Genomic DNA, 20094 nt, shown 5'->3' with positions numbered 1-20094 from the left:
AATGAGCGAACACGACATGCAAGATTCCCATTCCACTGACGATGCGGCCGCGCCGAGCTTCGATCAGATCCAGCGCTTCCTGTTCGATGCCACCAACGTGCGTGGCGAGATCGTCACACTCGACAAGGCCTACGCCGAGGTGCTCGATCGTCACTCCTACCCGCAGGCCATCTCGCGCCAGCTGGGCGAGATGCTGGCGGCCGTGGCGCTGCTGACCGAGACCATCAAGCTCGATGGCACCATGACGCTGGAAGTGCGCGGTACCGGTATCGTGCGCCAGCTGATGGCCGAGTCGAACCCCGGCGGCGAGCTGCGCGCCATCGCACGCCTCAGCGATGAAGCGGTGTTGCCGACGGAAGAGTCCAGCCTGCAGGAGCTGGTCGGCCAGGGTCAGATCGTGATCACCCTCGACCCGCGAGAAGGCAAGCGCTATCAGGGCATCGTGGCCATCGATCAGGACAGCCTCGCCGGTTGCCTGGAGAGCTACTTCAGCCAGTCAGAGCAGCTGCCGACCCGCCTGTGGCTGATGGCCGATGGCAAGCGCACCGGCGGCGTGATGCTGCAGCAGCTGCCCAACGATGACGCCAACAAGGACCCGGATGCCTGGGAGCGTGTCGTGCATCTGGCCGAGACCCTCAAGGCCGAGGAGCTGCTGACGCTGGATCAGCAGGAAGTGCTGCATCGTCTCTATCACGAAGAAACCGTGCGCATCTATGAACCCAAGGCGCTGCGTTTCGGCTGCACCTGTTCGCGCGAGCGTCTGGGCGCTGCCCTGCACAGCATTGCGGCCGACGAGCTGCGTCAGATCGTCGCCGAGCAGGGCGAGCTGGCCACCCAGTGTCACTTCTGCCATACCCGCTATTCCTTCAGTGCCGCGGAAGTGGAAGCGATCATCGAAGATCCTGACGCCGAAAGCCCCGTCGTGCATTGAGCATTTCCCGACGCGCCGGCGGCTGGCCACGGGGATGATGATTGTCTGACATATCGTCGTCCATCAGTCGACGGCGACTGCGCCAAAGTGTTGCAACAATGGGCGTTTCCGCCCGACACCCTTTTTGCCATAATGCCTTGCCAGCACAGGGCCGGATGCCCTGTGCTGGTGGTATCGACGGTGTCATGGCATGCCGTCATGCGCGATCGGGCAGCAGCGATCGATCACAAAATAAGCCTGCGGCATGTACCTCGGGCATCTGGCTTCAGCCATCAAGAGAGAGGGCGGCCCTGAGCCGCGGAGACGCGAATGAGCAAGCATCAAGACAGTGCGGTGACCACTCACACCAATCTCAGCAGCGCAGAGCTGATCGAGCTGGCAGTGGCTCGCGGCGAAGGACGTCTGGCCGACAACGGCGCGCTGGTCGTGGAGACGGGAGCCCGTAGCGGACGCTCCCCGAACGACCGCTTCATCGTCGACGAGCCGTCCACCTCGGACGCCATCGACTGGGGCAGCGTCAATCGCCCGTTCAGCCCGGAGCGTTTCGACGCCCTGTGGGAGCGCGTCGAGGACTACCTCGGCGAGCGCGACAGCTTCGTCTCCGAGCTGCATGTCGGCGCTGACCTCGAGCACTACCTGCCGATCCGCGTGACCACCGAGACGGCCTGGCACAACCTGTTCGCGCGTACCATGTTCGTGCGTCCGGACAGCTTCAATGCCAAGGACAAGAGCGAGTGGACCATCCTCAACGCGCCGCACTTCACCTGCGAGCCACAGCGTGATGGCACCAACTCGGACGGCGTCGTGCTGATCAACTTCGCGCGTCGCCGCGTCCTGCTGGCGGGCATGCGTTACGCCGGTGAGATGAAGAAGGCCATGTTCTCGGTGCAGAACTTCCTGCTGCCGGAAAAGGACGTGCTGCCGATGCACTGCTCTGCCAACGTCGGTGACGACGGCGAGACCACGCTGTTCTTCGGCCTGTCCGGCACTGGCAAGACCACCCTGTCCGCTGACCCGGCGCGTTACCTCATCGGTGATGACGAGCATGGCTGGGGCGAAGGCACCGTCTTCAACATCGAAGGCGGCTGCTACGCCAAGTGCATCGATCTGTCCCAGAAGAACGAGCCGGTGATCTGGAACGCGATCAAGTTCGGTGCCGTGCTGGAAAACGTGGTGCTGGATGACCGTCGTGGCGCGGATTACGGCGATGACCGTCTGAGCCAGAACTCGCGTGCCGCCTACCCGCTGGAGCACATCGAGAAGCGCGTGCCGGAAAACCGTGCCGGCGAGCCGAATGCCATCGTCTTCCTGACCTGCGACATGTCCGGCGTGCTGCCGCCGGTGTCCGTGCTCAGCAAGCAGGCCGCTGCCTATCACTTCCTGTCCGGCTACACCGCCAAGGTCGGCTCCACCGAGATGGGCTCCACCGCCGGTCTCGAAGCCACCTTCTCCACCTGCTTCGGCGCGCCGTTCTTCCCGCGTCCGGCACGTGAATACGCCGACCTGTTGATCAAGCGCATCGATGCTTTCGGCTCACGCGTCTACCTGGTCAACACCGGCTGGACCGGCGGCTCCTACGGCGAGGGCGGCTCACGCTTCTCCATCCCGACCACGCGCGGCATCATCAGCGCGATCCAGAATGGTGCGCTGGCGGACATCGAGACGCGTCACATCGACGTGCTCAACCTGGATGTGCCGGTGCGCGTGCCGGGCGTCGACTCCAGCCTGCTCGACCCGCGTGAGACCTGGGAAGACCGCGCCGCCTACGACAGCAAGGCGCGTGACCTGTCAGCCAAGTTCGTCGAGAACTTCAAGAAGTTCGCCGGCGTGGATGAGGCGATCATCGCGGCAGGCCCGACTCTGGTCTGACGATCAGCGGGATTGATCGCAAGCGATAAGCAGAAAGCCTCGCCCGGTATTCCGGGCGAGGCTTTTTCGTGTCTGCTGCTTTTCTCGTCGACAGCTGCTGTCATCACCTGCTGTCGGGCGTGTCAGGGACTGCCACCGGCGGCCAGCGAGCGGTTGGCAGGGCCGTCGAAAGTATCCTCGGCGGCGAGCGGTTCTTGGCCTGGCTCAGTGGTGCTGGTCTCGGCGCGTCGTGACGCGTCTTCGTTGGCGGTGTCGACAAGGCCTTCGGGCGTGCGTTCGGCGACGAAGGGCGCCGGCGCCTGATACCACCAGCGGGTGGTCCAGGCGCGCATCACCCGCTCCGGGTACCAGGTCTTGCCGAGGCTGCCGTTGTAGCGCGCCAGCGCATCGGTGATGTCGCCTTTCTCGCGCTTGAGGTAGTGGGCAAGGATGGTGGCGCCGTAACGCAGGCTGGTGTCCTGGTCGAGCAGATTGTCGTCGGGCTCGCCGATCTCACGCTTCCAGAACGGCATGACCTGCATCAGGCCGCGGGCACCTGCGTGGGAGACCGCGGTGGGTTTGAAGGCGCTCTCGACCTGGATGACGGACAGGATCAGCTCCGGCGCCAGGCCTGTGCGCGTCGCTTCGCGGCGCACCTTGCGCAGCAGGTCGATGCGCGTGGCGCGGTCGGGCATGTAGCGCTCCAGACGTTGCTGCATGCTCAATACCCAATGCAGGGCATCGATGGGGTCCTCGAAGGCCTCGGGCTCGGCCAAGGCCTCGCGCAGGCTGTCACGCAGCCCAGGCGACAGCCCATGCTCGGGGATCGCGGCGGCGGCCTGCACCGGTGGGCTTGTCAGTCCGGTAGACGCGGCGCTCAACGTCAGCAGGACAGCGGCCAGCCACGGGCGCAGGCGGCGATGTGGGGTGTCGCCTGCAGCGCCTTTTACTGGCGGCGCTGAAGGGGAAGTCGATGAGATGGTCATGCGCAGTCCCTGCGTATCAGTCATGGCGCCATTATGCCGTTACCGCGGCGTTGACGGTAATGGGGAGTTCAAGGAAGGCAGATAACGAGACAGCCCGCCCCTCGAGAAGAGGAGCGGGCTGTCTTGGGGACTGCGATAGCGTCAGCCGTGAGCGAGTGGCTCAGGCTGCTCGAGTTCAGCTCGCGCTGCGCTCGGCCAGGAAGTCCAGCAGGCTGTCGACGGCGATCATGGTCGCTTCGCCATCGGTGCGACCCTTGTACTCGTACTCGCCATTGTCGAGACCGCGGTCACCGATCACCAGGCGATGCGGAATGCCCAGCAGCTCGCCGTCGGCGAACTTGTTGCCCGGGCGCAGATCACGATCATCCAGCAGCACGTCGTAACCGGCGGCGGTCAGCTCCTGATAGACGCGCTCGGCAGTCTCGCTGACGCGCACGGACTTGTGGGCGTTCATCGGCACGATGGCGACCTGGAAGGGCGCGATGGCTTCCGGCAGCACGATGCCGCCCTTGTCGTTGCCCTGCTCGATGGCAGCGGCGACCACGCGGGTCACGCCGATGCCGTAGCAGCCCATGGACAGCGGCTGCGCCTTGCCGTTCTCGTCGAGCACGGTGGCGTTCATGGCTTCGGAGTACTTGGTCCCGAGCTGGAAGATGTGACCCACCTCGATACCGCGTGCGATGTCGATCACGCCCTGGCCGTCCGGTGACGGATCACCGGCGACGACGTTGCGGATATCGGCGATTTCCGGCAGCGGCAGATCGCGCTCCCAGTTGAGGCCGAAGTGGTGCTTGCCTTCGATGTTGGCACCGGCACCGAAATCGCTCATCAGTGCGACGCTGCGATCGATGATGATCGGCATCTCGAGGCCGACCGGACCGAGGGAGCCGAAACCGGCACCGACGGCGGCGCGCACTTCCTCGTCGCTGGCCATGGTCAGCGGCTCGGCGACCTGCGGCAGGTGCTCGGCCTTGATCTCGTTCAGCTCGTGGTCGCCACGCACCATCAGCGCGATCAGACCACCTTCGACGCCTTCGGCCGCCTTGACGATCAGCGTCTTGACGGTCTTCTTGATGTCCAGACCGTGCTGTTCGACCAGCGCGGCGATGGTCTTGGCGTTCGGCGTGTCGACCAGCTGCATCTCCTGGGTCGGTGCCGCGCGCTCAGGCGTCTCGCCCAGCGGTGCCGGCAGCGCTTCACACTTCTCGATGTTGGCGGCGAAGTCGGAGCCGGTGGAGAAGGCGATGGCGTCTTCACCGGAGGCGGCCAGCACGTGGAATTCGTGGGAGCCGGTGCCACCGATGGAGCCGTTGTCGGCGATGACGGGTCGGAAGTCGAGACCCAGGCGCGTGAAGATGCGCACGTAGGTGTCGTACATCACCTGATAGGTCTCTTTCAGGGATTCTTCGCCCAGGTGGAAGGAGTAACCATCCTTCATCACGAACTCGCGTGAGCGCATCACACCGAAGCGCGGACGAATCTCGTCGCGGAACTTGGTCTGGACCTGGTAGAAGTTGGCCGGCAGCTGCTTGTAGCTGTTCAGCTCACGACGCGCGAGGTCGGTGATGACTTCCTCGTGGGTCGGGCCGACACAGTAGTCGCGCTGGTGACGGTCAACGACGCGCAGCAGCTCGGGGCCGTACTGCTCCCAGCGACCGGACTCCTGCCACAGCTCGGCTGGCTGCACGGCTGGCATCAGCAGTTCCTGGGCACCGGAGCGGTCCATCTCTTCACGCACGATGCGCTCGACCTTGCGCAGCGTGCGCAGGCCCAGTGGCATCCAGGTGTAGAGGCCGGAGGTCAGGCGACGGATGAAACCGGCCCGCAGCATCAGCTGGTGGCTGACGACTTCGGCGTCGGACGGGGTTTCCTTGAGAGTGGAAATCAGCAGTTGACTGGCACGCATGGGCTCAGCGATCCCTCGACTTGTCGCTTTGATCGGTACGCTTCGCAGTCGCGAAGCATGAACAGGCAGGTCTTCGGCACGCCTTTTACAGGCGTATCAACGAAGCAGACTGAGCGCATTGTACTGCCGCGAGCCTTGGAGGGGCAAAGTGCATGGCCTGACTGGAAAAATCCGCGCCCGCCTGCCGATACTGGTGACACGGGATTTCCCTTTGGAGAGGGCCGTAAACGGCTTTCTCAGGGAGGTCTGACAAGGAGACAAGGATATGTCGTCACCCGATCAGCGCATGGGATGCGCGCGCGCCAGGCATCGTTGGCCCTTGAAGGTGGGATTGGCGTTGCTCGCATTGGGGGCGTGCCTGAGCCTTTCCCTGTGGCTGGTGAGTCTTTTCCTGCCGATCCCTTTCGTCGATGAGGGAGTGCATTTTGCGCAGATTCGCCAGTTTCTCGCCGGCGACTGGAGCCAGCACCCCAAGCTGACCACCCTGACGCTATATCACGCCACCATGGCGGTGACGCTGATGACACTCCAGACGTTGGGGGAGTGGCTCAATCTTCCTCTGGCGGCTGACGCCATGGCCGGGCGCTGGCCTGAGATGCCCTCGGTGAACTGGGTGCGGGGCCTGTCGCTGCTCGGCTTCAGTGTCATGGCGTGCATGGTCTGGCGGGCGCTGCCGAGCGTCTATCGGCGCCTGGACCCCATGCTCGATGAGAGCGGCGCCCAGCAACAGGCGAATCGTCAGAGCTGGCAGTGGTTATGGCTGCCGATCATCTTTCCCTATCTGGCGCTGGTGTATACCGACCCGTGGATCATCGTGCTGGTCGCGCTGCAGCTCGTCGCGCTGGTGCGTGAGCGGCGTCTGCTGTTGCTGGTGCTGATCCTGGCCGGTCTCGGCTTGCGGCAGGACAGTATCGTGCTGCTCGGGGTGTGGGGCGGTCTGTTGCTGTTCATGACGCATGCGCAGGCAGGGGCTCGGTCGCAGGCTGTCGGCATGGCGCCACCGCTGCGCTCGCCATTGCGCCAGCTTTCCATCTGGTGGGGGCTGATCGTGCGTTGGTGGTGGGTGGCCGTGATTCCGGTGGCCACCTTCATCGGGTTTGTTCTCTGGAACGACGGCATTGCCATGGGCGATACCACGCGTCATCAGGCCGGTTGGCACACCGGCAATCTCGGCTATTACCTGGGCGTGATCGGCGTGGTGTTTCTGCCGTTGTGGTTGGCCGACTTGCCGCGTCAGTGGCATCTGCTGTGGCGTCTGTCCACCCAGGGTACCTGGCCATGGCGGGGCATTCTGCTGCTGGGGGCGCTGGCGGGTGTATGGGTCATGCTGGTGATGAGCTTTGAGGTGACGCATGACTACAATTTCCAGCGCTGGACGATCCGCAATAGCTGGCTGTTATGGCTCAAGGAGCACCCGGTGGGGCTGTGGGCCACCATGCTGCTGACCACCAGCATGGCGCTCTGGTGGCTGAGGGCACCGCTGCGGCTCGGCCATGGTGGTTTGCTGTTGGTGATGCTCGCCTTGATGATCTGCACGCGGGAGCTGATCGAGACGCGCTACATGCTGCCCTTGATCACGGTCTTCCAGCTGCTGCGCTGTACAGAGCGTCCGCAAGTGGAGCGCGCAATGACGCTCTGGGCGATGGCGATGGGGGCGCTGCTGCTGGCGGGATTGGTGCTGACGCGCACCCTGCCATGAGGCGGTGGCAGGGCGCCTTGGAGGCTCATTCGTTGGCGGGTGCTTCAGGCCTGTTGGCGTTTCGCCGCTGGGGTCTGGGCATCACGGCCGGCGGGGGCTTTATTGGCACCAGCACCGATGCCAGAGCCACCACGCGGTGGCTCGGCGACCCAGGCATAGGCAGCCTCGCGCTCGTCGGGCGAGAAGTGGCGCACCTCGATGGAACGCACCAGATGCTTGCTGAACTCGGTGACATGGCGCAGCCAGTCGGCCTTGCTGATGATGGCTTCGCGCTCGAAGTCTCCCAGGTGGCGCAGGGCATAGCCGATGTCATTGAGCAGGGCGGCGGGTGTGATCAGGCCAAAGCGCTCGATTTCCACCAGCAACGAGATTCGCTCATGGCGCGCCAGGCGTTCGTCGCATTCCTTGATGATGGGGGCGAGCGAGGCCTGATCGATATGTCCTGCGAGATGCAGGGCGACAACGTGATCGGCGGGACTCTTGAGCAGTGTCAGCATGTTTGGCTCCTGCACTGATGCATGTTGGCTGGGCGAGCCGTGCTGGAAGCCAGCGCTGGCGTCGCTACCTCTTCAGTGTAGTCGCATGTAAGCAGCTTGCTGGCGTCTGGCCAGGTGATTGTCGGTACTGTTCGTGTCGAGGAGCTGCCAGCAACGGTTACCTCTCTCGACGTCTGGCCGCGCGAGGCATGACGAGCGGAGCAGTGTTCAGGTTTGAAAAGTGACAGGCTTGAAAATTATCAGACATGAAAAAGCGCCGCCCCTCGTGAGAGGAGCGGCGCTCTTGAATTCAGTATGGTGCTTGCTTGATCTGGTACGGCCAGCCGGACTCGAACCGGCACGCCCGAAGGCAGGAGATTTTAAGTCTCCGGTGTCTACCGATTCCACCATGGCCGCGCAGACTGGCGCATAACTTATCATATTTCAGATCAAGGTCAACTTTAATGGCGATGACACTCTACTGAATGCGTGATTTAACTGACTGTTATGCAATGAAATTGCGACGGTCTGTGGTTATCGTGAGCGGTGACATTGAGGAGGGAAAGCAGAGCGCTTTTCACCCGGCATGATCGCGGCATGCGACGCGAAAAGGCGCGCGGTGGAGAGGGGCGGGGAAACAGATAGTCAGTACCAAGCGCGAAGGCGCACAGGGGAAGTCACTGACGGATGCCGGAACACTGTCAGAATCACGGACAGATGAAAACAGAGAAATGATGTGGCAAGGCAATGGCTTGGCAAGGCGTAGATCAGACGATAACCAAGCGAAAAAGCGTCAGGGTTGCAGCAATGTAAATCGAAACAAGCAAGGGAAGTGTGACGACCCGAAGGGGGTGGGTGTCATATCCATTCCAGAGGGAAACAGGGGATGTTTCGGTATCTGAAATGGAGGCTGGAGTCGGAATCGAACCGGCGTACACGGAGTTGCAGTCCGCTGCATGACCACTCTGCCATCCAGCCTCAATGATCGAGATGTCAGTCGAAACTGATGTCTGATCCGAGGAGTATCCACTGATGCCGCTGCAGATACATGAGTCAGTAAATCAGGTGAATGTTGCGCTACCTGTGTTACTGGAGCGGGAAACGAGATTCGAACTCGCGACCCCAACCTTGGCAAGGTTGTGCTCTACCACTGAGCTATTCCCGCTGAACTCGAGGTCGAATTATACGGATAATTCCCATGCTGTCAAACAGTTAATGAAAAATTGTCTCGCGAGTCAGGTCACTGGAAACGAAAACGCCCACCGGCCAGAGGGGCGGTGGGCGTTGAGGCATTCGCAGCATCTCGTGGCTGAACGGGGTGTCAGACTGAGCGCACCAGTTCCGGCCAGGCGGCACGCAGGTAGCTGATCATCGACCACAGCGTCAGCGCTGCCGAGATATACAGCAGGGCCAGGCCGGCATCCCCCCCGACACTGCCCGGAGCGAAGAACAGCAGCATGAACAGTGCCAGCATCTGGGCGGCCGTCTTCAGCTTGCCGACCCAGGACACCGCGACGCTGCCGCGCTTGCCGATCTCGGCCATCCACTCACGCAGCGCCGAGATGACGATCTCGCGACCGATGATGACCAGGCTCGGGATGGTCATCCACAGGCTGTCGTAGCGTTCGATCAGCAGGCCCAGTGCCACCGCGACCATCAACTTGTCGGCGACGGGGTCCAGGAAGGCGCCGAAGGGCGTGGTCTGATTCCACAGGCGGGCCAGATAGCCATCGAACCAGTCGGTGATGGCGGCCAGTGCGAAGAGCAGCGCCGTCAGCGGCAGGCTCCATGCATAAGGCAGATAGAAACATACCACCAGCAGCGGAATGAACAGGATGCGGATCAGAGTCAGGATATTGGGGATGCTCATCGTGACGGCACGAGTCCTTGCATGAAGCGTAGGTGGCTGGGCGTAATCGAGGGCGAGTCGAGACCCTGAATAAAGCTGATCGATTGGCGCCGCACAAGTCGTCTATTCTAGCCTGCCGGCGGCGCATTCAGCCATGCCAAACGGCAGGTTATTCAAGCCAACGCTCTGTCACTCTTCCTTGAGCGTTGAGTCGATGGTGCCAGAGGCAGCCATGTCGTGCACGGGGGCAGCCATGCAGCGTCTGGTGGATCAGCCATGCAGCGCCTGATGGATCAGCTCGGCGAGCGATTCGCTGATGCCGGGCACGCGCGCCAGTTCCGGCTTGGAGGCCTGCTTCACCCCCTGCAGGCCGCCGAAGAACTTGAGCAGCTCGCGGCGGCGCTTGGGGCCGACTCCCGCGATGCCCTCCAGGCTTGAGGTGCGCCGCGCCTTGTCACGCTTGGCGCGGTGACCGGCGATGGCGAAGCGGTGCGATTCATCGCGCACATGCTGGATCAAGTGCAGCGCCGGCGAGTGGCTGTCGAGGTCCAGGGTGTCATGCACCGTCTCGATGAACAGCGTCTCGAGCCCTGCCTTGCGCGTGGTGCCCTTGGCCACCCCGAGCAGGATGATGTCGGTCACGCCGAGTGACTCGAACACCCCGCGCGCCATGTTGAGCTGCCCCTTGCCGCCATCGACCAGCAGGATGTCCGGGCGCTTGCCTTCGCCTTCCTGCAGACGCTTGAAGCGCCGCGTCAGCGCCTGCTGCATGGCGGCGTAGTCATCGCCCGCCGTCACGCCTTCGATATTGAAGCGGCGGTAATCCGACTTGATCGGCCCGTCATGATCGAAGACCACGCAGCTGGCCACGGTCGCCTCGCCATGACTGTGGGAAATGTCGAAGCATTCCAGGCGCTTGGGCACCTCATCGAGGCCCAGTGCATCGCGCAGTGACAGGAAGCGATTGGACAGCTGCTGGCGGCTGGCCAGCTGGGTGGCCAGATGTTGCTCGGCGTTGGTCTGCGCCAGTGTCAGCCACTGGGCGCGATGGCCGCGCACCTGATGCGCGACCCGTACCCGACGTTCGGCCTTCTCGCTCAAGGCGCCTTCCAGCAGGTTGGCGTCATCGAGGGCCAGCGAGGTCAGCACCTCATCGGGCATCTCCCTGTCCTGGCCGAGATAGTACTGGCTGACGAAGCTGGTCAGCAGCTCGCTGCTGGTCAGGTCCAGGCCATTGCCGGGCGAGAAGTGGCGTGCGCCGAGCATGCGACCCTGACGGACCGAGACCACGCTGATGCAGAGCCCGCCGGGGCGCTCGGCCAGCGCCAGGATGTCGGCGTTGCCGGTACCGGTGTCGACGTATTGCTTCTCCTGCATGCGGCGCAGCTGGGCGACCTGATCACGCAGACGAGCCGCCTCCTCGAATTCCAGCCGCATGGCCGCGTCTTCCATCGCCTGGCTGAGCTCGTCGGTGACCTTGTCGCTCTGGCCGTTCAGGCACATCACCGCATGTTCCATGTCGCGGCGATAATCCTGCTTGCTGATGTAGTCGACACACGGCGCGGTGCAGCGGTTGATCTGATATTGCAGGCACGGGCGCTCGCGGTGGGCGAATACCGAATCCTCGCAATTGCGCAGGCGGAAGATCTTCTGCATCAGGGTCAGTGATTCGCGCACCGCGACGCTGCTCGGGTAGGGGCCGAAGTAGCGTCCATCGTTGCGCTTGTGGCGCACGCGCTTGAACTCCAGCGCCGGATAGTCGTGATGCTGGCTGATGAAGACGTAAGGGTAGGATTTGTCGTCGCGCAGCAGGATGTTGTAGGGCGGGCGCAGCTCCTTGATCAGGGTCTGCTCCAGCAGCAGGGCCTCGGTCTCGCTGCGCGTGATGGTGACCTGCACATCGGCGATGCGCCCGACCAGCGCCTGGGTCTTGGCATTCAGGCCGGTATTGCGAAAATAGCTGGAGAGGCGCGCCTTGAGGCGCTTGGCCTTGCCTACGTACAGCACGTCACCGGCGCTATCCAGCATGCGATAGATGCCGGGCGCATCGCTGACATGCTTGAGGAAATGGCGGGCATCGAAGCCGGTCGCCTCGCTGCCCTGCAGCAGATCACTGCTCGCGTCGCTGGTGATCAGGCGACTGGAGACACGCGCGGCGTCGCTGCGTGCGCGGCTGTCAGCCTGCGCACTCGCTGAGGACGCAGGTTGGGCATCAGGCTGGCTGGCGGTGTCTGCCGGCTCCTCATTCTCGGGCGACTGAGAAGTGGTGTCCGTCATCGTGGGATCAGTGTGCTGCTTGGCCATGAGGTTCCTCGTCCAGAGATGCCTCGAGTCTATCAAACAAGGGCGATTGCTCGCAGGCATGGGGGCAACAGGGCCATGCTGCAATGCCTGCTGTCATGACCGGCGCCGGTTAGGACGTGCCATTCAAGAACGCCTCAGACATAAACGCCTCATGCATGAACGCCTCATACAACAGCGCCACCCAGGGAAGGTGGCGTTGTTGTATGAGGCGTTGTCGGCGCTGCTCGGGAGTGTCACGAGCAGCGCGGGCCTGCAGTGTGTGACGGGCTGGCAAGGTGTGCTTGTTCAGGCCTCGTCAGGACGGTCCAGCACGTAGTCATCCAGCAACTGGTGACGCATGGCCAGATGCGTCATCTCCACGTCGCTGGTCACGCCAAGCTTGTCGAAGATGCGGTAACGGTAGGTGTTGACCGTCTTCGGGCTCAGGTGCAGGCGGTCCGAGATCTCGCTGACGCGATGGCAATTGACGATCATCGTCGCCACCTGCAGTTCTCGGCTCGACAGCTGGTCGAAGGGATTGCTGCGCTGGGTGTCCATGCCCGAGAACACCAGGCGCTGGGCGATTTCCGGGGACAGATAGCGTTCGCCAGCGGCCACCTGATGGATGGCGCGAATCATCTCGTCAAAGGGCGTGCCCTTGGAGATGAAGCCGAAGGCTCCCGCTTCCAGCAGGCGTTTGGCGAAGGACTCTTCCAGATAGGCGGTCAGCACGATGACTCTGACGTCGGGCAGGCTGCGCACGATCTTCTGCGTGGCTTCCAGGCCATCGACGCCGGGCATGCGAATGTCCATGAGCACGATATCCGGGCTGTGCTCACGGCAGAGTTTGATCGCGGTTTCGCCATCCGAGGCTTCTGCAATCACCTTGAGCCCATCCTCTAGCTCAATGGTACGGACGATGCTGGTACGCACCAGGTGGTGGTCGTCAGCGACAAGAACCTTGATCAAGGCGGCTCCAGTAAAGATGTCAATAAGCAGTGAAGTGAATGCGGGATCCAATGTACCCATTGGACAAGGGCTTGTCGATGCCCTGTCATCCAGTGCGTCGCGTTCAGGATAACCACTACTGATATAGTGCTAGCGTGATTCCTGCTCCTTGCCGTCGGCCGTGAGTCCGTGAGCGAGCCCCTTAGGGAAACCGTGCCTCGCGATGCGATCCGCAGACTTCGCGCGCTCCACAAAGCGCAGCAAAAATAAGAGGTTGACGACGTATTCGTCGCTCTGTAACATGCGCTCCATCGTGAAGACGGGGCCTTAGCTCAGCTGGGAGAGCGCAACACTGGCAGTGTTGAGGTCAGCGGTTCGATCCCGCTAGGCTCCACCATGATTCACGACAAGCCTGTCCAGATTTCATGTGCCTCTTGCCTGTAAGTGACATGCGAAATGACAGTCTGATTCGGGGCCTTAGCTCAGCTGGGAGAGCGCAACACTGGCAGTGTTGAGGTCAGCGGTTCGATCCCGCTAGGCTCCACCAGAATTCTTGAAAAAGCGGTCATCCTTCGGGGTGGCCGCTTTTTTTGTGCCCGGCTTTCAGCTCGTTCCTTTCTGCAGCTCGCCCCTGTCAGCAGCTCGACCCTGTCTGCTTCACATATATAGCCGCCGGTGCCCGGGGCTGCCAATACTGAGAGGAATGGATGATAAATCTCACCCGGGTTCGTGATCGGCTGAAATTGCCGACAATCGTTGCCTGATCGTCTCAAGTTGTTGATGAGAGGCAGGCATGGCGCTAGATTGGCGACATGAGCAGACAAGAGATCACACGACTCGTGGCGAGCCTCGCCCACGAGGAAGGCATTCGAGAGACCGCAGTGAAGGGCGTGCAGCTCTTTCGCATGACGGAGCCCGTGCGTTGCGCGCCGGCCATCTATGAACCCGTCGTGGTGGTGATCGTCAGCGGTGCCAAGGAGGCGATACTGGACGGCGAGCGGCATGTCTACGACAGCCGCCAGTATCTGTGCTGTCCCATCTCGATGCCGGTCGAGGCGGGCGCCCCCACGGCCTCGCCAAAAAACCCGCTGCTGGGTGTCTACCTCTCGCTGGATACGCGGGTGATGACGGAGCTTGCCATCGAGATGGAAAGCGCCGCGGGCCTCGTGCGCAAGCCGGCCCGCGGCCCGCTGCCGCCGGGGCTTGCCCTGGCACATTGGGACGCCGCCTTCAGCGATGCCTTGTTGCGACTGCTGCAGGTGGCGCAGACCCCCGCCGATGCGGCGATATTGGGAGAAGGGCGGCTGCGGGAGCTTTACTACGCCGTCCTGAAGGGCGAGGCCGGTGAGTCGGCACGACGCGCCTTCGGTGTGGGCAATGAGATCGCGCGGACAATCGATTACCTGTCCAGCCGACTGGATGAGCCGGTCAGTATTGAAGACATGGCCGGGCGGGTCGGCATGAGTCGCGCCGTCTTCCACCGCAAGTTCAAGCAGGCGACCACGATGTCGCCGATCCAGTTCGTGAAGTCCATGCGCCTCAATACCGCTGCCATGCAGATCGCCAATGGCAAGACCGTCAGCGAGGCGGCCATGGCCGTGGGCTATGTGAGCTCCTCGCAATTCAGTCGCGAATTCAAGCGTCTGTACGGGCAGTCGCCCAAGCAGTGGAGTCAGTTCAAATAGCGACACGCCACCAGCGGGGCATGAAAAAACGGCCATCCGAAAGGAGGCCGTTTTTTCATGGCTGGCGACTATCCTGCGCGTGGGGTGCTAGAGCACCGCTTCACTCTCCTCGACACGCTCGAAGAGAATCAGGTGATCGGCCTGGATACGCAGCATGACCTGCTCGCCGGGCTGGTAGTCGTGATGGCTGTTGAAGGCCGCCTCGACTTCCCGCCCGGAAGGCAGCGCCAGCCGGTAGAGGGTGCTGGTACCGGCGAAGGTCGCGCTGAGTACGCGCGCCTTGAGGTCGGTGGCTTCCGAGTCCCCTTCGGCCAGCACCAGGTCATCCGGGCGCAGCAGCACATCCACCGGCGTGCCGGGTGCATATGGATAGGCACGGTTGCCGCGAATCACGCCCAGCTCCGTGCTCACGCATTCGTTGTCCTTCAGCGTGCCGGGGATGAAATAGCCCTGGCCGATGAAGTTGGCGACGAAGCGCGTGGCGGGTTCGTGATACAGATTGAACGGCGTGTCCCACTGCTGCAGATGGCCGCCGTGGATCACGCCGATCTGGTCGGCCATCGCGAAGGCCTCATTCTGATCATGCGTGACCAGCACCGCGCTGATGCCGAGGTGCTTGAGAATCCGCCGCACCTCCTGGCTCAGCTGACGGCGCAGCTCCACGTCCAGATTCGAGAACGGCTCATCGAGCAGCAGAATGCGCGGCTCCGGCGCCAGCGCGCGGGCCAGGGCCACGCGCTGCTGCTGGCCACCGGACAGCTCATGCGGGAAGCGCTCGCCGAGATGGGCGAGGCCGACCAGCGTCAGCAGCTCCGTCACCTTGTCATTGCGCGCTTCACGCGTCATGCGGCGCACGCCGAAGGCCACGTTGTCCGCCACGCTCAGGTGGGGGAACAGCGCGTAATCCTGAAAGACCATGCCGACATGGCGCTGCTCCGGCGCGGTCAGATGAGTCGCGCTGGACAGCACCTCGCCTTCGAGACGAATCTCGCCCATCGCTACCGGTTCGAAGCCGGCAATCGCGCGCAGCAGCGTGGTCTTGCCGCAGCCGGAGGGGCCGAGCAGGCAGGCGATGTCACCCTTGTTGAGGGAGAAATTGATGTCACGGGTCACGACGGTAGTGTCGTAGCGACATTCCAGCGAATCGATCTGAAGGAGCGGTTGCATGATGGCAGGTCAGTCCGGATGGCGATGAAGGCAGCGGAGCAGGGGTGTGTCCGTCTCGCTTGAGCATACGCGAGCGCCGCCTGCGTGGATGCAGGCGGCGGCAGGGCACCCCTTCGGCTTGCTGGGCGGCGGCTCAGCCTTGAGGCTCAGTCCTGAAAGACAGCCCTGAAAGACAGTCCTGAGCTTCCGTGCTGGTGGCTCAGTCCTGGCGACCCAGCATCAGGAACTCGAGCAGTGCCTTCTGGGCGTGCAGGCGATTGCCCGCTTCCTGCCAGACGACGGCGCGCGGGTCATCCAGCAGACCCATGCTGATCTCTTCGCCGCGGTGTGCCGGCAGGCAGTGCAGGAAGATGACATCGTCGGCGGCCTTGTCGAGCATGGCTTCATCGACCTGGAAACCGGCGAAGTCGGCCTCACGCTTGAGCTGCTCTTCTTCCTGGCCCATGGAGGCCCAGACATCGGTGGTCACCAGGTCCGCGCCCTGCACGGCTTGCTGCGGGTCACGATGGATGCTGACGCGCTGGCCAGCCGCCGCGACGATCTCGCTGTCCGGCTCGTAGCCTTCCGGGCAGCAGATGCGCAGATTGAAATCGAACTGACGCGCGGCGTTGATCCAGGAATGGCACATGTTGTTGCCATCGCCGATCCAGACCGCTGTCTTGCCCTTCACGGAGCCACGGCATTCGGTCCAGGTCATCACGTCGGCCAGCAGCTGGCACGGATGATAGTCGTCGGTCAGCGCATTGATGACCGGCACGCTGGAGGCGTCGGCGAAGGCTTCGATGTCGGAGTGGGCGAAGGTGCGGATCATCACGCCATCGACCATCTCGGACAGCACGCGGGCGGTGTCGCCGATCGGCTCGCCACGGCCCAGCTGGGTGTCGCGCGGCGACAGGAACAGCGCATGGCCACCGAATTGCGCCATGGCAGTCTCGAAGGACACGCGGGTACGCGTGGAGGACTTCTCGAAGATCATCGCCAGGGTGCGGTTGGCGAACGGCGTATAGACCGGACCTTCCTTCTTCAGCCCATCCTTGATGGTGATGGCGCGCTGGATGAGGTAGTCGAGTTCTTCCGGAGAAAGGTCAAGCAGGGTCAGAAAGTGCCGGGTGGCCATCGAGCGGGCTCCTGTCAGGGTCTCGGGCAGCACCATCGAAAAGGGCGCCATGCGTCGGAGGGAAGGAAGTCGCCGACGATCACGGCGCCCGGATGGCGCTGCCTGTCAAAAGAGCCATCCTAGCCAGCTCGGCTCGAGCGTGCAACGCTCACGCCGTTATCAGGGCGGCCATGACGCGCGCTGCAGGGCCGATGCGCGCTGCTGCAGACAGCAATCCACAACTCGGGCACTATCGGGGGCTGAATTCATGGCTTACCCCCAGTAGAATGAAGGAATGACACTCACGGGCCTTGCGCCCACCGTCCGAGGATTGCACATGAGCACTACCATCGAATCGATCGAAAAGCAGATTGGCGAGAACCCGATCCTCCTGTACATGAAGGGCACCCCGCAGCTGCCGCAGTGTGGTTTCTCTGCGCAGACCGTGCAGGCCGTCATGTCCTGCGGCGAGCGTTTCGCCTTCGTCAACATTCTCGACAACCCGGACATCCGCGCCGAGCTGCCGAAATACGCCAACTGGCCGACCTTCCCGCAGCTGTGGGTCAACGGCGAGCTGGTCGGCGGTTGCGACATCGTGGTCGAGATGTACCAGAGCGGCGAACTGGAGCCGCTGATCAAGCAGGCCGCTCAGGAAGCGTCTGCCGAGTGATCGGCATCTTCTGATCGGCATTTTCTGATAGGAGTCGCTCTGATCAGGCTCGCTTTGATCAGTCTCGCTCTGAGCCCAGCAGTGCCGAGCAGAAAAAAACGCCCCCGCAGCCAGGCTGCGGGGGCGTTTTCATGTCTGGCTCTCGGAGAGTCTGTCAGCCGGAGAAGCTGTCAGAAGCTCTGCCAGTCAGGGCGCGGGCGCGTCGAGCGAGGCTGGCACCTCGTCATTCATGCCCTGTTCCTTCATCGCCAGGTCCCAGCCGCCCAGGTCCTTGAAGCGGTTGACCATCGCGCAGAACAGCTCCGCGGTGCGTTCGGTGTCATAACGCGCCGAGTGGGCGGAGGCGTTGTCGAACTCGATGCCGGCGGCGCGGCAGGCGCGGGCCAGTACCGTCTGGCCATAGACCAGACCCGCAAGCGAAGCGGTATCGAAGCACGAGAACGGGTGGAACGGATTGCGCTTGATACCGCAACGCTCGACCGCCGCGTTCAGGAAGCCCTGATCGAAGGCCGCATTGTGGCCGACCAGCACCGCACGCGTGCAGCCGTGCGCCTTGATGGCCTTGCGCACCGGGCTGAAGATCTCGCCCAGCGCCTGATTCTCGGCCACCGCGACTTGCTTGCGCACCGGGTTGTCGAGATCGATACCGGTGAAATCCAGTGCCGACTGTTCGATGTTGGCGCCCTCGAAGGGGGCCACGTGGAAGGCATAGGTCGCATCCGGCACCATGTTGCCATCGTCGTCCATGGTCAGCGTGACGGCAGCGATCTCGAGCAGTGCATCACCGGCGGCATTGAAACCACCCGTCTCGAGGTCGACCACCACTGGCAGAAAGCCACGGAAGCGCTGTGCCATCTGCGTGCGCTCGCTCGCCTGGGTCATCAAGATCTCCAATCCCGTCATAGCATCTCGTGCTGCGTCGTGCGTATTGCCGACGCTCAAGGTGGCCAATTGTAGCAGGGCGAAAAGGGCGCGTCGCGGCGCTGGCCGCGTGCCGGGGTGTCTCTGGCCCTCCTGGCAGTATCGGTGAGGTGCCAGCCTCGCTATAATCGGCGTCACATCGTGATTCGGGTAGATGAGCGGCTGCGCTTGCGCGGCCTTCGCTCGTCTGGACCGGGCGATCCAACCCCACCTGCGGCCACGGCGTTCATCAGTGGTACGCGGGGACTACAAGCATCAACTCAGGAGTCAAGCATGTCCGACGTGCAAAAGGTCGTTCTCGCCTACTCCGGCGGCCTGGACACTTCAGTCATCGTCAAGTGGCTGCAGGAAACCTACAACTGTGAAGTCGTGACTTTCACAGCTGACCTCGGTCAGGGCGAGGAAGTCGAGCCGGCGCGTGCCAAGGCAGAAGCCCTCGGCGTGAAGGAGATCTACATCGAAGACCTGCGCGAGACCTTCGTCCGCGATTATGTCTTCCCGATGTTCCGTGCCAACGCCATCTATGAAGGCGAGTACCTGCTGGGCACCTCCATCGCACGTCCGCTGATCGCGCGTCGTCTGGTCGAGATCGCCAACGAGACCGGCGCCGACGCCATCTCTCACGGTGCGACCGGCAAGGGCAACGACCAGGTGCGTTTCGAGCTGGGCGCCTACGCGCTGAAGCCGGGCATCCAGGTCATCGCGCCGTGGCGTGAGTGGGACCTGAACTCCCGCGAGAAGTTGATGGAATACTGCGAGCAGCACGGTATCGAAGTCGACTACGCCAAGAACAAGAAGAAGTCTCCGTACTCCATGGACGCGAACCTTCTGCACATCTCCTATGAAGGTGGCGTGCTGGAAGACCCGTGGACCGAGTGCGAAGAAGAGATGTGGCGCTGGAGCGTCAGCCCGGAGCAGGCGCCGAATGACGCGACCTACATCGATCTGACCTACACCAAGGGCGACATCACTGCCATCGACGGCAAGGAAATGGCCGCTCACGAAGTGCTCGAGTACCTGAACAAGGTCGGCGGCGCCAACGGCATCGGCCGTCTCGACATCGTCGAGAACCGTTACGTCGGCATGAAGTCGCGTGGCTGCTACGAAACACCGGGCGGCACCATCATGATGCGTGCTCACCGTGCCATCGAATCCATCACTCTGGACCGCGAAGCGGCCCACCTGAAGGACGAGATGATGCCCAAGTACGCTGAGCTGGTGTACAACGGCTACTGGTGGAGCCCGGAGCGTCGCATGCTGCAGGCGGCCATCGATGAGTCCCAGAAGGTCGTCAACGGCGTCGTGCGTCTCAAGCTCTACAAGGGCAACGTGATCGTCGTCGGCCGTCAGTCCGAAGACTCGCTGTTCGATGCGTCCATCGCGACCTTCGAAGACGATGCGGGCGCCTACGACCAGAAAGATGCTGCCGGCTTCATCAAGCTGAACTCCCTGCGCCTGCGTATCGCGGCCAGCAAGGGGCGTGGCATCGAGTAATCTCTGATCCGATAGCCTGATCTCGGAACACCATGACGCCGGCCCCTGCTGCAGCCATTCGCTGCCATAGGGGTCGGCGTCGTGCTATCCGGCTGTCGGTGCCACGTTATCCGGCTGTCGTATCGCGCTTTAGGC

15 protein-coding genes and 5 tRNA genes are annotated in these 20094 nt (G+C 62.8%); 8 read left to right on the top strand and 12 right to left on the bottom strand.

What is annotated here, in order from left to right; genetic code table 11:
- Nucleotides 1-16 precede the first annotated feature (16 nt).
- Together hslO and QD356_RS09750 are read left to right on the top strand one after the other, a co-directional pair.
- Nucleotides 17-931, top strand: a complete 915-nt coding sequence (gene hslO, locus QD356_RS09755; RefSeq protein ID WP_052384283.1) for an Hsp33 family molecular chaperone HslO — start codon at nucleotides 17-19, stop codon at nucleotides 929-931.
- A gap of 309 nt (nucleotides 932-1240) precedes the next feature.
- Nucleotides 1241-2800, top strand: coding sequence for a phosphoenolpyruvate carboxykinase (locus QD356_RS09750; protein ID WP_043331365.1), 1560 nt, complete (start codon nucleotides 1241-1243; stop codon nucleotides 2798-2800).
- Nucleotides 2801-2922: 122 nt separating this feature from the next.
- On the opposite strand, the gene QD356_RS17845 is transcribed toward QD356_RS09750, so the two are convergent.
- Complete coding sequence (locus tag QD356_RS17845) at nucleotides 2923-3765, bottom strand: lytic transglycosylase domain-containing protein (protein ID WP_192837547.1); 843 nt, start codon at nucleotides 3763-3765, stop codon at nucleotides 2923-2925.
- 175 nt (nucleotides 3766-3940) lie between these two features.
- Complete coding sequence (locus tag QD356_RS09740; RefSeq protein ID WP_043331364.1) at nucleotides 3941-5671, bottom strand: proline--tRNA ligase; 1731 nt, start codon at nucleotides 5669-5671, stop codon at nucleotides 3941-3943.
- A gap of 265 nt (nucleotides 5672-5936) precedes the next feature.
- Here QD356_RS09740 and QD356_RS09735 point away from each other — a divergent pair, with 265 nt between their 5' ends.
- A complete protein-coding gene (locus QD356_RS09735) occupies nucleotides 5937-7370 on the top strand; it encodes a hypothetical protein (RefSeq protein ID WP_192837548.1) in 1434 nt (477 codons plus the stop codon).
- Nucleotides 7371-7414: 44 nt separating this feature from the next.
- Here QD356_RS09735 and QD356_RS09730 read toward each other — a convergent pair whose 3' ends face one another.
- The 7 genes from QD356_RS09730 to uvrY form a co-directional block, all read right to left on the bottom strand.
- Nucleotides 7415-7867, bottom strand: a complete 453-nt coding sequence (locus QD356_RS09730) for an STAS/SEC14 domain-containing protein (RefSeq protein WP_153636342.1) — start codon at nucleotides 7865-7867, stop codon at nucleotides 7415-7417.
- Nucleotides 7868-8178: 311 nt separating this feature from the next.
- A tRNA-Leu gene (locus tag QD356_RS09725) sits at nucleotides 8179-8263 on the bottom strand.
- Between the two features lie 487 nt (nucleotides 8264-8750).
- Nucleotides 8751-8824, bottom strand: a tRNA-Cys gene (locus QD356_RS09720).
- 112 nt (nucleotides 8825-8936) lie between these two features.
- Nucleotides 8937-9011, bottom strand: a tRNA-Gly gene (locus tag QD356_RS09715).
- Nucleotides 9012-9167: 156 nt separating this feature from the next.
- Nucleotides 9168-9716 carry a CDP-diacylglycerol--glycerol-3-phosphate 3-phosphatidyltransferase gene (gene pgsA, locus QD356_RS09710; RefSeq protein ID WP_043331361.1) on the bottom strand — a complete coding sequence of 183 codons (549 nt, stop codon included), beginning with the start codon at nucleotides 9714-9716 and terminating at the stop codon, nucleotides 9168-9170.
- Between the two features lie 249 nt (nucleotides 9717-9965).
- Nucleotides 9966-11999, bottom strand: a complete 2034-nt coding sequence (uvrC, locus tag QD356_RS09705) for an excinuclease ABC subunit UvrC (protein WP_225996311.1) — start codon at nucleotides 11997-11999, stop codon at nucleotides 9966-9968.
- A 285-nt stretch (nucleotides 12000-12284) separates the two neighbouring features.
- Nucleotides 12285-12947 (bottom strand): UvrY/SirA/GacA family response regulator transcription factor, encoded by a 663-nt coding sequence (uvrY, locus tag QD356_RS09700; RefSeq protein ID WP_043331360.1) that lies wholly within the window; start codon nucleotides 12945-12947, stop codon nucleotides 12285-12287.
- Between the two features lie 300 nt (nucleotides 12948-13247).
- Between uvrY and QD356_RS09695 the strand changes: the two genes are divergently transcribed.
- From QD356_RS09695 to QD356_RS09685, 3 genes are all read left to right on the top strand, one after another.
- Nucleotides 13248-13323 (top strand) — tRNA-Ala (locus tag QD356_RS09695).
- 74 nt (nucleotides 13324-13397) lie between these two features.
- Nucleotides 13398-13473 (top strand) — tRNA-Ala (locus QD356_RS09690).
- A 265-nt stretch (nucleotides 13474-13738) separates the two neighbouring features.
- Nucleotides 13739-14611 (top strand): AraC family transcriptional regulator, encoded by an 873-nt coding sequence (locus tag QD356_RS09685; protein ID WP_192837549.1) that lies wholly within the window; start codon nucleotides 13739-13741, stop codon nucleotides 14609-14611.
- 87 nt (nucleotides 14612-14698) lie between these two features.
- Here QD356_RS09685 and QD356_RS09680 read toward each other — a convergent pair whose 3' ends face one another.
- Together QD356_RS09680 and argF are read right to left on the bottom strand one after the other, a co-directional pair.
- Entirely contained in the window at nucleotides 14699-15778 is a 1080-nt protein-coding gene (locus tag QD356_RS09680) for an ABC transporter ATP-binding protein (protein WP_054555527.1), read from the bottom strand.
- Nucleotides 15779-15977: 199 nt separating this feature from the next.
- Complete coding sequence (gene argF, locus QD356_RS09675; protein WP_043331358.1) at nucleotides 15978-16895, bottom strand: ornithine carbamoyltransferase; 918 nt, start codon at nucleotides 16893-16895, stop codon at nucleotides 15978-15980.
- Nucleotides 16896-17211: 316 nt separating this feature from the next.
- Between argF and grxD the strand changes: the two genes are divergently transcribed.
- Complete coding sequence (grxD, locus tag QD356_RS09670) at nucleotides 17212-17544, top strand: Grx4 family monothiol glutaredoxin (protein ID WP_043331357.1); 333 nt, start codon at nucleotides 17212-17214, stop codon at nucleotides 17542-17544.
- Nucleotides 17545-17730: 186 nt separating this feature from the next.
- On the opposite strand, the gene rnt is transcribed toward grxD, so the two are convergent.
- Nucleotides 17731-18426, bottom strand: coding sequence for a ribonuclease T (gene rnt / locus QD356_RS09665; protein ID WP_054555724.1), 696 nt, complete (start codon nucleotides 18424-18426; stop codon nucleotides 17731-17733).
- A gap of 267 nt (nucleotides 18427-18693) precedes the next feature.
- Here rnt and QD356_RS09660 point away from each other — a divergent pair, with 267 nt between their 5' ends.
- On the top strand, nucleotides 18694-19959 hold the full coding sequence (locus QD356_RS09660; RefSeq protein WP_279877680.1) for an argininosuccinate synthase: 1266 nt from the start codon (nucleotides 18694-18696) through the stop codon (nucleotides 19957-19959).
- The last annotated feature ends 135 nt before the right edge of the window (nucleotides 19960-20094 follow it).

Origin of the sequence: Cobetia sp. 2AS, assembly GCF_029846355.1 — a bacterium.
In the GTDB taxonomy this organism is placed as follows: domain Bacteria; phylum Pseudomonadota; class Gammaproteobacteria; order Pseudomonadales; family Halomonadaceae; genus Cobetia; species Cobetia amphilecti.
The sequence above is the reverse complement of the archived record's forward strand: the minus strand, read 5'-3'. Positions and strand labels throughout refer to the sequence as shown.